We start from the raw sequence: 14,368 nt of genomic DNA, 5'->3' as shown, positions 1-14,368 counted from the left end.
CAATATCATTGACTTTGGTACAAAAACTATTGTTTTAGGTACGAAATTACAAAGTCAATATACTTTCTTTGTAATTCTTAGAAACCGGAAGTTCAATTTGAGTCAAAATAACGGTATTTGAGTTTCGCCAGGATTTAAAATGAGAAGGATTTATTAAATGAGAACGATGAATTTGAACTAAAAAAGTAAAATCATCGAGAGTCTTTTTAAGCGAAGAACGAATCAGTTTTGAATGGAGTTTTTCGTTTTCGAGATAGAAAATCTCGACATAATTCTGAGCATTTGAAATACAAACTAAATCGGCTTTTTTGATTTTTAAAATATCTAGTTTGTTTTCTCCTGTGAATGTGAGAACATCCTCTTTTATCGGAATTAATTTAATTAAATATCTTCTCGCCAGAATAACTACGGGAGTTAAAATCAAAGCAACTTTGACAAAAATGACAGAAAAAAACTCAGTAAAACTATAACCGCCTTTTAAAATTGGACTTTTATAAAAGGCATAAATTCCAAACAAATAAATTAGAAAAAAGAAAAGAATACTTCCGATTTCTAAACTGAGATTCCACTTTGAAATTTTCTTATAAATTCTATTTTGAAGAACAGCCAAAACGCTGTAACACAAAAAAGCCAAAACACTAAAACCAAAACTTATGAAGAACCAGGATCGAAAATTTAAAGTTCCGTCATCAAAAGGTTTTATAATAAAAGCGAAAGCAAAAATCCATAAAGCAATAAGTAGCCCAACGACCAGATGATGTTTTATTGATGGATTTAGTTCTTTCATTACTTATAAATAGTAAACTTATTGTGCGATAAAGTAAAACCAAGAATTTTCATAAATCAATACATTTTCTACTCTTCTTTTATTTGTGGTTACTTCGATGTTTTTAAAAATATCTTTATTATTAATCAATTAATTCCTTTTGTCCCTTCCTGCAAAGTATTGTAATTGCAATAAAAACAAAACTACGATAAATTGCGATTGGAAATACTTATAATAATGATTCTTCTTCTATAAAAAATAATAGCTGCACTTTTAAAACTTCTTGAAGCTTTTGAGGAGAATACAAGGCTTTATCAACAATTAATTCAGGCTGAAAAAGAGAAAGTTGCTTTTTTGGAGAAATTATTGAGTGAGAGAAAATAATTTTTATAAAAGATATATTTATTGAAAAACCGAAGCTTGATCGCTTCGGTTTTTTTATGCTCTCTATCGTTAGTATTTTTTAACTAATTCCATTTTTTTTATTTTAGCCTTTAGTATTTTTAATTCTTGTTCCTGTTTCTCACTTTTCTTATTTTGCTTCTCCAGTTTTTTGTTCTGTTCGATTGTGTATAACGTTAATTCTTCAATTTTTTGTAATAACTTCATCTGAAATTCTTTCATTTCAAGTCCGTTTGCAATCATTTCTTTTTCCGAAGCAATTTGCGGAAGGTGTTTATTTCGAGTTACAAATTCTTCCAATTTGTTCAAATCCATTAATTTATAATCATCATTAAAAACAAAATCACAGCCTCCTAGCATGTCTACTCTTATTTCTTTTGCCCTAATTGTTCCACAAACATCAAGCTTATAAACAGGAGAAACTGTCCCAATTCCAACTGATCCTTCCTGATTAATAACCATTCGATCATAATTACTATAGTCTGAACCATTCCAGGCTGTTGTATGAAAACGAAGATCACCATAAACCGAACTTCCGGCAGGGTTAGGATTCACGGAATAAACTCCAGGACCTCCTCTACCGAAACTTAATCCTCCACGATAAGTAACTTGCCCTCCAACGGCTGGAGTAAATGTTCCTGAAACTTTTTCACTAATAACCAATGTAGGCTCTTTACCATTAGGTAAAATACTATTTACTGTTGTTCCAGAATATGATACAAAATCACTATAAACAGCAGAATTACCTGTTACTTCAAGTTTTCCGCTTGGAGTACTAGTTCCAATACCAACCTTTCCATTATTTGGTTGTATAAATGTTCCACTTTTTCCATACGCATACCCTCCATCAATAATAATCCCTGTTTCAAAAGCCAATTTTAATTGTTGGTAATCTGGAGCCTCAAATATTCCACTTGTCCTATATATTCCATAAAGTAAAGGAGCTGGTTTGAACCATGTAATTCCATCAGGAACATTACGCCCATCATTAATATCGCTAAAATTTATAGAATTATGCAATTCGTATGTTTGCGCAGTCATGAACTGAAATAAAGTCAGTGTACAAAAAATAAATAAATTTTGAATTTTCATTTTCAAGATAATAGTTTTTTAGGTATTAGTTTTTTTCAACATAAAATGACAAATATTTCAATTTAGACAACTCTATGCTTTATTTTTATATTAGGGCTAAAGTAGTATTTCAATTAATATATCTCAATTAAATTCAAAAATATTCTTATTGAACATATTGATATAACTATGGGCTATTCCTTATAGAACTTTAGTGGAATAAAAAACATAACCGAAAACTCACCCAGATGGACACACAAAAAAGATATTAAGAATCTAAGTTATTAGGTCTTCAAAAGGAGAAGATTTATCAAATCTGCAAGTGGCAAACTCCAAAACAAATAAGAAAACTTTAATAAATCAATCTTGCACCACTTCTTCAAAAATCACTAATTTTGAAATCTGAAGTTCAAAAATCAATTTATTATGAAATATCATCAAATAAACAGCGCTCTTTTTGTAAAAAATCGCAAAAAATTCACGGCAGAAATGAAACCTAACAGTGTTGCCGTTTTCAATTCTAATGACATTTATCCGGTTAGTGCTGATAGTACTTTGCCTTTTGCGCAACACAGAGATATTTTTTATCTGAGTGGTGTCGACCAGGAAGAAAGTATTTTGCTTTTGTTTCCGGATGCGCCTTATGAGAACCAAAAAGAAATGCTTTTCCTGAAAGAAACCAACGATCATATTGCCGTTTGGGAAGGCGAAAAACTAAGTAAAGAACGTGCTTATCAGGTTTCGGGAATCAGAACGGTTTATTGGCTGCAGGATTTTCATAAAATTTTGAACGAAATGATGACGTATGCTGATACAATGTACATCAATACAAACGAACATTACCGCGCAACTGTTGAGACTGAAACGCGTGAAGCTCGTTTTATAAAATGGTGGAAAGAGCGTTACCCAGCGCACAATGTGGCGAAAAGCAACCCAATTTTGCAGCGCATTCGTTCTATAAAAGAAAGCGAAGAAATCGATTTGATTCAGCAAGCTTGTGATATTACAGAGAAAGGTTTCCGCAGATTGCTTTCATTCGTGAAACCAAACGTTACGGAATATGAAATTGAGGCTGAATTAGCACACGAATTCATCCGTAACCGTTCTAAAGGTTTTGCTTACACGCCAATTATTGCTTCTGGAAATAATGCGAATGTTTTGCATTATATCGAGAATAACCAACAATGTAAAGCGGGAGATTTAATTCTGTTAGACGTTGCGGCGGAATATGCCAACTATTCCAGCGATATGACGAGAACGATTCCGGTTTCGGGAAAATTCTCTGAAAGACAAAAAGCAGTTTATAACGCGGTTTTGAGAGTTAAAAATGAAGCGACAACAATGTTGACGCCAGGAACACTTTGGAAACAATATCATATTGAAGTGGGTAAAATTATGACATCTGAATTATTAGGCTTAGGCTTAATAGATAAAGCCGATGTTCAGAACGAAAACCCGGATTGGCCAGCGTATAAAAAATATTTCATGCACGGAACTTCGCACCACATGGGATTAGATACTCACGATTACGGATTGCTTCACGAGCCAATGAAAGCCAATATGGTTTTTACGGTTGAACCAGGTATTTATATTCCGGCGGAAGGTTTCGGAATTCGTTTGGAAGACAACGTTGTGGTTCAGGAAAAAGGGGCACCTTTTAACCTGATGCGTAATATTCCGGTTGAAGCGGATGAAATTGAAAGTTTGATGAATTCTTAAAAAAGAGAACATAGAGTAAAGATTATAGAAAATAGATTATGGACGGCTGGCAGAAATGCTGGCCGTTTGTACTTTACTATATAAGTGATATAAGTTCATTTAAAATTGAACTGATTGACTAATAATTGTAACTCAAAAAAGATTTATGCTTCTGATATAGTTTTGCCTTTTGTTATCTTTGTGATTATACTTGAAAAACATTATTTTGAAAAACATTCTATATAAAAACACTAAAATATCTTTTACAGATTCGGGCAAAGGAACTGCAATTGTATTGCTTCACGGCTTTCTGGAAAACAAAAAAATGTGGCAGGAATATGTTGATTTTTTTTCCAAACAATATCGGGTTATCACCATTGATTTATTGGGTCATGGCGAATCAGATTGTTTGGGATATGTGCATTCGATGGAAGAAAATGCAAATGCCGTTCATGAAGTTTTAACTTCATTAAAGATTGAAAAAGCAATTATTCTAGGACATTCCATGGGTGGTTATGTCGGTTTGGCTTTCGCCGAATTATACCCACAGCATATTCAAAAATTAGTTTTACTGAATTCGACTTCAAAAGAAGACAGCGCCGAAAAGAAATTAAACCGGACGCGTGCCATTAAAGCGGTAAAACAGAATTACGTGAGTTTTGTTAGTTTAGCCATCGCCAATTTATTCAGTGAAAACAACAGAACACGATTGGCTGATGAAATTGAAAAGGTAAAAGAACAAGCTTTAAAAACACCTTTACAAGGAATTGTAGCATCTCTTGAAGGAATGAAAATCAGAAAAGATCGGGAAGCACTTTTGCAGGAAAATAGATTTCCGGTTTTATTGGTTTTAGGCAAAAAAGATCCGGTTTTAAACTATGAAGAAAGTTTATCACAAATTGAAGATACAACGGTAGAACTTGTTTCATTTGAAGATGGGCATATGAGTCAGATTGAGAACAAGGAAGAATTAAAACCCTTATTAGCAGAATTCTTTAGCAAATAAAATCAAAAAAGGCCGTCTCAAAAATTTCGAGACAGCCTTTTTCTTATTGTTGGGGGCAAAAATTTTTAATTATGGTAATAATATATTTTTAAATTTAAATAAGACTGCTCTTATCAAATTGAATAAGCCCTTTATAAGATGCGCCAAAGATATTTTAATAATTGTAATTGTTCGACAAACACTTGTTAAAATATGAGGAATTTGAAACCTTAAAATCACTTTTATTCATACCACACTTTTTGATCATTATTAAAACACAGTAGACAATAAAAACGCACAAAAAGAGAAGAATCATTTAAAAATATAACATTACGTTTCGGAAAATCTAATTAACAACCTGATAATTAGACCTTATTTTTAAGTATAAAATAGATTTTTTCATTATTATTAAATATTTCGCCAAATAAAAACGTCTGGAATGCCTTTTGAAAACAAAAAAGTCAAACAAATTTTAAAGGAAAAATCATATTAAAAAAAACCTGAACATAATCCTGTTACTCTTATACTATTTTCTCCTCAAAAGGAATATTAATATCAAATATTTCGTTCAATAGTAATACAATTTCCTCAAGATAACTATTCAGAATATCTTTTGTAATAGTCATATTCAATTCTTTTTCTTCTTTAAATCCAAAAGGCAAAAATCCTGATTTTAGGTTTTTAAAAGAAATGATCCCTACTTCGATTGGAAAATCTTTAGCTTCGCTTTCAAACATGAAAGCATACGCCAGAACCTGAATAATTTTGTCATTTTTAAGCTCTTGTGTTAATCCGTTCCAGGACTTAAGGATAACATTCGTTTTTTCAACTTTTCCAGTCTTATAATCAATGATTCTTATTTTTCCGTTGCGTAGCTCAATTCTGTCGACATTTCCTTTAATTAAGACAGGAAATGGCAAATTTGGATGAATGAGCTCACGTCCGAATGTTTGTTCCAAAGCAATGATTTGAATCGCATCTCCATTCTGAATGGATTCTAATTCCATTTTAAGGAAATTTGAAACATTCCGTTTTGCAACTTCAAAGGCCAAAAGGTTTCTTCCTTTTTTAATTTCACCTTCTTTATAGACCACTTTAAATTGTTTTAGAACTTCCTCGTCTAACAATTTAAAGCAATTTGAAATATCATTCTCCGAAATAAATTTACCAATAAAAGGCTCATAAAGTGCTTTCAAGGTTTCGTGAATTATGGTTCCCAGTGTATTTAAGGCAATATTTTCCTCTACTTCCTCTACTTCTCTGATGCGAAGTATTTTTTGGAAATAAAAATCAATCGGATTTCGAATATAACTTGTCAATGCCGAAGGAGAAAAACCAGTTGTTGCTATTTCTCTCAAACGCTCCATAACCGCTTCTGATTTCGGAACAATCATGGGCTGATATGCGGTTGTTGGCAAAACAGGATTATAAATATCAAAAGTTAAATTATGTTTCTGCTGTTTTTCAACTTCTAACTGCGTAATAAAACGGCTTCGTTCACCAGCATCCAAGCCATCATTTTCCGTATTATAAATCAAATAGATATTTTTAGCCCTTTGCAATAAATGATAAAAATGATAGGTATAAATAGCATCCTTTTCTTTAAAAGTTGGCAAACCTAATTCCTTCTTTACATCGTATGGAATAAAAGAATTTTGAGATTTTCCAGCTGGAAATTTACCTTCATTCATAGAAGTTACAATTACGGTTTCAAAATCCAGAACACGACTTTCTAAAACTCCCATAATTTGCAATCCATGAAGAGGTTCTCCTTCAAACGAAACTTCAGCGACATCAATAACCTGTTTGTAAATGGCATACAAAGTATCTATATTATCAATATGTTTATGTTGCAAATAATAATTAGACAATTTATTGATGACTTTAAAAATAGCATAAACAAAAGCTTTGGCTATTTTTTCATCTTCATTATCGTTGCTGAAATTTTCTTTTATTAAAATTAAAAGTGTCGAAATATTCTCAAGAACCGCTACTGCACCATTCTCCCATTTACGAAATAACAATAAAAATAAATCTGATGGAGCAGTATTAAGTTCGAATAGCTTGTTATGTGTAATAAAAGTATAGTTATTCTCTTTGATGATTTTAACCAAATTATTAGTCTTAGCATAAGGTTCAATTAATGGATGTGTTAAAACATCTAATACATCTTTATAATAAAAAACATAACTCTCCCCTTTTCTCGAAAGCGCATTGGTGTGCATTTTAAACAATTTGGCAATCAATATTTGCGATGGGTTATTTTTACCTGAATATCCCATTGTAATATTTAATGCTCCAACCGAAGAAGGCAAAGCATATAAAATTGGCATTAAAAGATTTTCTTCGCCCAGAACGATTGCAACTTTGTCAAGTGACGAAATTTCGTTTTCTGTAATTATATTTTCTATAATACTCCCTGCTAACCTTGCCTGTCCGATAGTTTTTGGAGTTCCGATTACCTGAATGTTTTTAGATTGAGAAAAATCATCTACAATCCATTCAAATGGATTTGCTTTATAATGTTTCCAGTTTTCTTTGAAACGCCGTACAAAGAGACCAGCATCATGATAAGGATCGTTTAAAAAAGTCTGATCTACATCCCAATATATTTTAGCCTGATCAAGAGCCAGAAGATGTTGCACTATTTTTTCTTCAGCAGCATTCAAGGCATTAAAACCAGCAAAAATAAAAGTACGATTCGAAATTGTATTCGAAAAATGATTTAAATTATTGACTGCTTCACGATAAATCAGCCCTTGATATCCGATTGATTTATTCAGTAAATGTTCATAAAGAGAATTATAATAAAGCGGAAGAAGTTTCCAAAAATCGATATAATTCTCAAGAAGTTTTGTTTTGTTTTCAACTTCAATTCCCCACTTTTTAATATCCTCAATATCTTTCAAGTAAGACAAAACATGTGAGGGATCTAAAAGATAGCGATCTATTTCATTAAAATCCTGCAAAAGTGTTTTTGCCCAATTAGCAAATAATTCAAATGATTGTTGATTTTGTTTTTCTGTAACAGAAAGATAAACTTCATAGAATTCAAATAATAACTCAATGGAGTCCACAGAACGAATAGAAGCGACATCCTGTACAAAATCCTCAATACTAGTAATTTCAGGAGAAAGAATTGTTTTATTCGTTTCTTTTTTTAAAGCTTCTATCAAAAAAACCTTAGCTCTTTTATTTGGTAAAATGATAGTGGTTTCGGCAAGTTTTGCAGAAAAATCCTGAATTACCACAGTTGCTATTTTTTCTAAAAAAGAAGTATTTATCATTTGATAAAAATAAAAAAAGCCATTCAATTAAGAATGGCTTTTAGTATTTATTTTAAACTGTAAATTATAGTTTACCTTGGTATTTAGAACCAATGTGTCTAATTTCAGTTCTTCTGTTTTGTGCTTTACCTGCAGCAGTTTTGTTGCTTGCAACTGGTTGAGACTCACCAAAACCTTTAGATTGTAAGTTATCAACACTTACTCCTCTTTCGATTAAAGCGTTCATAACAGCAGCAGCTCTATCTTCAGATAGTTTTTGATTCAATTTATCAGAACCATCGCTATCAGTGTGTCCTTCAATGCTAAATTTAGCATTTGGATAATTGATAAGGATTTGTTTGATTGCATCTAATCTAGCTTGAGTTTCTTTATCTCCAGTTTTGAAAGTAGCTTTACCTGAGTTAAAGTAAACCGCTCTTGCTTGAACTTTAAGATCTTCTAAAGCTTCAGCAGTAACTTCTGGACAACCTCTGTTAGAAGCAGGACCATAAACTGTAGGACAGTCGTCATCTTTATCAGCAACACCATCTTTGTCAGCGTCTAAGAAAGGACAACCACCATTTTCTTTAGGACCAGCAACAGTAGGACATTTGTCATCTTTGTCAGCAATTCCGTCACCGTCAGCATCTGGACAACCTTTTAAAGCAGCTAAACCAGCAACATCTGGACAAGCATCATCTTTATCAGCAATTCCGTCTCCGTCAGTATCAGGACATCCGTTTAATGCAGCTAAACCAAAAACATCTGGACAAGCATCACTAGCGTCAACGATTCCGTCTCCGTCAGTATCAGGACAACCATTGAATTGTTTTAAACCAGCAACGTCTGGACAAGCATCATCTTTATCGTAGATTCCGTCTCCGTCAGTATCTTTACCTCCGAATTTGAATACTAGACCTAAAGTGTGTTGGAAATGAGATGGAGAATCAATCTCTCCGTTATAATCATTTCTTCCAGGAACGTCATCATTACCAACAGCTACAGCCCATTTATATTTAGTAGCAAGTTCTAAACCAATAGCATCAGTAAACCAGAAAGTAATTCCTGCACCTGGATTAACAACACCAAAACTATCATCTCCTAAGAAAACGTAACCTCCACCAATAGATAACGAAGGATCAATTACTTTAGATTTGATTAATTCCTGGAAGCTATATTTAATAGTAGCATCAATTCCATAATACATTAAATCACCAGGATTAGTAACCACATTACCTCTTGAATCATGTCCAGGAGCAGTTGGTCTGAAGTAAACCGCTTTATCAATTTTGTTTACAGAACCTTGTAAACCAACAGAGAAACCGTGACCTACATATCTATTCACACCAATGTAAGATAAAGAAGGAAGGATATTCCAGTTGTCATCTACAGCGAATGGCTGAGAAAAGTGTTGATCAAAAAACCCACTTCCTGAACCAGAACTAGTTCTAGTGTCAACGGCATTAACTCCAAAAGAGATAGCCCATGGATTGTTACTGTCTTGTGCGTGAGAACTTAAACCCATCACCATCATCACAGCAACTAAAAGTTTGTTAAGATGTTTCATACTTAATTTTTTTAATTACAATTTAGTTAATTACAGACAAAAGTAACACCAAAATTTTTAAATACAAAATGAAATGTTAAAAAAAACCTACAAAAATTATTTAAAATGGGAATTATATAACTTTTAACTTTTGTCCGACAACTTTAAATGCACTTATTGCCTTGTCTAAGTGCTCTTTAGAATGCGCAGCTGATAACTGAACTCTAATTCTTGCTTTCTCTTTCGGAACTACAGGAAAGAAAAATCCAATAACATAAATGCCTTCTTTTAAAAGTTCATTTGCCATTGTTTGAGACAATTTTGCATCATATAACATTACAGGAACAATTGCAGAATCTCCATCGATAATATCAAAGCCGGCTTTTTTCATTCCTTCTTTAAAGTAATTAGTATTCCATTCTAATTTATCTCTTAACGAAGTATCTTTTTCTAATAATTCAAAAACTTTGATTGAAGCTCCTACAATAGCTGGCGCAAGAGAATTTGAAAACAAATAAGGTCGTGAGCGTTGACGCAATAACTCGATTATTTCTTTTTTTGCCGTTGTATATCCTCCCATTGCACCACCCAGAGCTTTACCAAGAGTACCTGTAATAATATCTACTCGCCCCATAACTCCTTTTGCTTCAAGAGTACCTCTACCTGTTGCTCCGATAAATCCGGCAGCATGACACTCGTCTACCATAACCATAGCATCATACTTATCAGCTAAATCGCAAATTTTATCTAATGGCGCCACAAGGCCGTCCATAGAAAAAACTCCGTCTGTTACAATTAATTTAAAACGAGCCCCAGCTTCATTAGCCTTTATTAACTGCTGCTCCAAATCTTCCATATTACTATTTTCATAACGATAACGAGCTGCTTTACACAAACGAACCCCATCAATAATAGAAGCATGATTTAAACTATCTGAAATAATTGCATCATTCTCTCCTAATAAAGGTTCAAAAACACCACCATTTGCATCAAAAGCTGCAGCATATAATATGGTATCTTCAGTACCATAAAAATCAGCGATCTTTTTTTCTAATGTTTTATGGATATCCTGTGTTCCGCAAATAAATCGAACGGAAGACATACCAAAACCATGCGTATCCATTGTATCTTTCGCCGCTTGTACGACCTCAGGATGCGAAGAAAGTCCCAAATAATTATTCGCGCAAAAATTCAGAACTGTTTCTCCTGTAGAAATAGTTATTTCTGCTCCTTGCTCTGAAGTTATAATGCGTTCTTTCTTAAAAATTCCGCTGTCTTCAATTGTTTGCAATTCATTTTGCAAATGCTCTTTAATTTTACCGTACATTTTACTATATTTAATATGTTAAAAATTAACAACTTAAACTAATTAAGCCGTTAACAACTGACTAATTTCTTCACAAATTTACTACATCGATTTCGGTTCCAATATATACCAAAGCTCTTTTTAACACTTTATATCCTAAATCTTCAATTGCATCTTGATATTCCTGAATTTGCTGTGCATATTTCGAGTTTATTGCACCCGTTTTATAATCAAGTAAATATGCTTCTTTGTTTTGAGTCAAAACTATACGGTCTGGTTTTAAAATTCTTCCTTCCTTTTGAACTATAGTTTGCTCAGCAAGAACAGTATTTTTTCCATCAAAACAAACACTTAACTCAGGATGAGAAACGATTTCTTGTAACGTTTTCAAAACTTTCTCAGTTTGATCATATGTTATCAAACCATTCTCGATTGCTTTTGTAACCGCCAATTCAATATCTGATTTATCTTTCACAGACGCTAAAATTTCATGAATCACATTTCCATACGAAATTGCTTCTTGCTGATGTGTACCCCACATCAAAGACTCCTTCTGGGCGATTTTAATATTTTTTGGATTCAAAACTTCCGAAACAATCGGAATTGTTTTTATTAAATCTAATGTTTGATGAGAAGGAGAAAGTTTTATTCTGTTTCCAAATTCATACTCAAATTTCTCATCATTATATACTCCTTTATGCATTAAATATTTAATAAAAAAAGAAGCCATATTACTTGGAAATTCTCCGTCTTTTCTCTCTTTTATAGTTTGAGAAATAATATATAGTTGTTCTTCTGCACGAGTTAAGGCCACATACAAAACATTAATATTATCTAGTAATTCTTCCTGCTTTTTCAAATTAAAAACAGCAGAAGCATTTTCACCAAAACCTTCAACAGCACTACTATTATCGATTAATGCTTTCGGAACGCCTAAATCAGCATTTTCTGTATCAAGCCATAATTTATCTTTTGGTTTTCTACTATAATCTTCTTCTGCAAATGGCATAATTACAATAGGAAATTCCAAACCTTTAGACTTATGAATCGTCATAATGCGAACAGCATTATTTCCCTCGGGAGATGGAATACTGAATTTTTCCGAATTTTTACCCCAGTAATTCAGAAAATCTGCAATCCCGGCCTGATTTCTAATATCCCGTTCTAAAACAATATCCAAAAAATATTGCACATAAGCATTCCCTTCTGAAGAAAGGACAAATTTTGATATGATAATTTCAACCGCTTCGTACAAGGATTTTTTTCTAACATCTTCAAACGAAAGCGAAACATCAAAACCTAAAAGCCATTTTTCAAAATCACTTTCAAATTTATACCCCATTCCTTTAGCTATAAAATCATGAATTGGCATTTGAATATTTTTTACATTCGCCAGAAAATGAAGAAAATTAGCCTTAGCCTCTAAATCAATACTATTGTTCAGGTATTTTAACAAATGAATAATCAGACGGACTTCTGTTGCATTCTGAATCATCAAAGTTTCTGAAGATAAAAGTGGTATATTTTGTTCTGTCAAATAATTCGCAATCGCAATTCCCTGATCTCTTTTTCGGGTTAAAACTACAATATCCCTATATTCAAAACCTTCACGTAGCACCTTCTGAATTGTATTTAAAGTAGCCAAAACATATAAATCTGATTTTTCGACAATCTCTTCATCATCTGCAAAATCATTTTTTTCGATTATCGGCAAAAAAGAAATATTTACATATCCGCCTTTTTTAGCATTTGAAATTTGATGACTATGATTTTCATATAAATCTTTATAATCTTCATTTGAAAATTCAGTAGAAATTAATTTAAAAAAAGCATTATTAAAATCAATTACTTCACTATAACTTCTATAATTAGTATCTAAATGTTCAATTACCTTATCCGGGTTGCTAAACGGATTTATATCTTTACTCAACTCAATAAACTGTTCAGCTTTTCCTCCACGCCAGCGATAAATAGATTGTTTTGGATCACCTACAATCATTAGTGTTCCTTTGTTCCCTAAATCATCCTGACCTGCAAGCGCATTATCAATTAACGGAATTAAATTTTGCCATTGCATCTCTGAAGTATCCTGAAATTCATCTATAAAAAAATGACGATAGCGCTCTCCCATACGCTCATAAATAAAAGGCGCAGGCTGGTTTTGAATTTCACGATGAATAATGGCATTGAATTCTGAAATAGACAAAACATTTTGCTCTGACTGAATTTTGGCCAGTTCATTACTAACCGTGTTCAATAATGAGAGAGGTGTTATATTTTTTAGAAATGCTTTATAAAAATCTCGTTTCTCAAAGTTTTTATAAACTTTCTCTAAAATTTGAAGCAATTCAGGAATAATATTTTCGATCAACGCCCGATCTGTCGCCGTTTTATTAATTGCTATATCATCAAATTCATGAAAAGTTTTATTTCGTGGATTGAATTTACCATCTCTTATACTTTCTAAGTGATTTGGAAAAGTTCCTCTTGAAAATGATTTTAAATCGATTCCGTTTTTATCAACCAAAGCAAGAGCATTAAAGGCATGTTCGGCACATTCTTTTTCCAAATCAGCACACAAAACTGACATTTTCTTTTTGATGGCAACAAATTCTTCAATAGATGTATCCTGAAAATGAGAGATTTCATTTCGATTATTTTCGTTCAAAACCAATCTTCCGGTTTCAAGAATTTCACGCGAAACATCCCAACTTTTATCATCGTCGGTTTTTTCCATTGTAAAATCAATTAGCAATTTTGTTAGCGTTTCATCCTGACCCGCTTGTGCAATAATTGCATCTACAGCTTCTATCAATAAATTCTCAGTATCCAGAGTTACCTCAAAAGTCATTGGCAAATTTAAATCGTGTGCAAAAGCACGAATTACTTTGTGTGTAAATTTATCAATAGTAGAAATATCAAAAGCAGCATAATTATGAATTAGATGCTTAATAATATTTTGAGATTTTGTTTTAATTTTAATCAAGGAAAGTCCCGTTTCACGAGATAAATCTTCCATTAAATCCGTAGCTTTCACTGAAGGCTCATCCTTAGTAAATTCAGACAAGCTTCCAACAATACGGCTTTTCATTTCGTGAACCGCTTTATTGGTAAAAGTGATGGCCAAAATATTTCGATAAGCATCATTTTTAGGCGATGAAAGAATTATTTTAAGATATTCTTTAACTAAAGTATAGGTCTTTCCTGAACCTGCAGATGCATCGTAGATAGAAAAAGATGGACTTTGCATAAGTTAGGCTTTAATGTTGTAAAAATAGCACAATAAATATTAAATCCCAATAATGCAAAATTCCAAATTCCAATATCT

At 32.5% G+C, this 14,368-nt stretch carries 8 protein-coding genes; 2 read left to right on the top strand and 6 right to left on the bottom strand.

Annotated elements, in window-relative coordinates:
- Window positions 1-46 precede the first annotated feature (46 nt).
- A complete protein-coding gene (locus AC6CH4_RS18645; protein WP_498105614.1) occupies window positions 47-787 on the bottom strand; it encodes a LytTR family transcriptional regulator DNA-binding domain-containing protein in 741 nt (246 codons plus the stop codon).
- 432 nt (window positions 788-1,219) lie between these two features.
- On the bottom strand, window positions 1,220-2,260 hold the full coding sequence (locus AC6CH4_RS18640) for a hypothetical protein (RefSeq protein WP_498105612.1): 1,041 nt from the start codon (window positions 2,258-2,260) through the stop codon (window positions 1,220-1,222).
- A 405-nt stretch (window positions 2,261-2,665) separates the two neighbouring features.
- Here AC6CH4_RS18640 and AC6CH4_RS18635 point away from each other — a divergent pair, with 405 nt between their 5' ends.
- A complete protein-coding gene (locus AC6CH4_RS18635) occupies window positions 2,666-3,958 on the top strand; it encodes an aminopeptidase P family protein (protein WP_498105610.1) in 1,293 nt (430 codons plus the stop codon).
- A gap of 205 nt (window positions 3,959-4,163) precedes the next feature.
- Window positions 4,164-4,943 carry an alpha/beta fold hydrolase gene (locus tag AC6CH4_RS18630; RefSeq protein WP_498105608.1) on the top strand — a complete coding sequence of 260 codons (780 nt, stop codon included), beginning with the start codon at window positions 4,164-4,166 and terminating at the stop codon, window positions 4,941-4,943.
- Between the two features lie 500 nt (window positions 4,944-5,443).
- Here AC6CH4_RS18630 and AC6CH4_RS18625 read toward each other — a convergent pair whose 3' ends face one another.
- The 4 genes from AC6CH4_RS18625 to AC6CH4_RS18610 all read right to left on the bottom strand — a co-directional run bounded on the left by AC6CH4_RS18625 (window position 5,444) and on the right by AC6CH4_RS18610 (window position 14,290).
- Entirely contained in the window at window positions 5,444-8,209 is a 2,766-nt protein-coding gene (locus AC6CH4_RS18625; RefSeq protein ID WP_498105606.1) for a PD-(D/E)XK nuclease family protein, read from the bottom strand.
- A gap of 64 nt (window positions 8,210-8,273) precedes the next feature.
- On the bottom strand, window positions 8,274-9,755 hold the full coding sequence (locus AC6CH4_RS18620) for an OmpA family protein (RefSeq protein WP_498105604.1): 1,482 nt from the start codon (window positions 9,753-9,755) through the stop codon (window positions 8,274-8,276).
- Between the two features lie 112 nt (window positions 9,756-9,867).
- Complete coding sequence (gene kbl / locus AC6CH4_RS18615; RefSeq protein ID WP_498105602.1) at window positions 9,868-11,061, bottom strand: glycine C-acetyltransferase; 1,194 nt, start codon at window positions 11,059-11,061, stop codon at window positions 9,868-9,870.
- 70 nt (window positions 11,062-11,131) lie between these two features.
- Window positions 11,132-14,290, bottom strand: a complete 3,159-nt coding sequence (locus AC6CH4_RS18610; RefSeq protein WP_498105600.1) for a UvrD-helicase domain-containing protein — start codon at window positions 14,288-14,290, stop codon at window positions 11,132-11,134.
- Window positions 14,291-14,368 lie beyond the last annotated feature (78 nt).

The sequence above is a fragment of the Flavobacterium sp. GQ95 genome, assembly GCF_059758655.1.
This window is presented reverse-complemented; position numbering and strand designations above follow the sequence as displayed.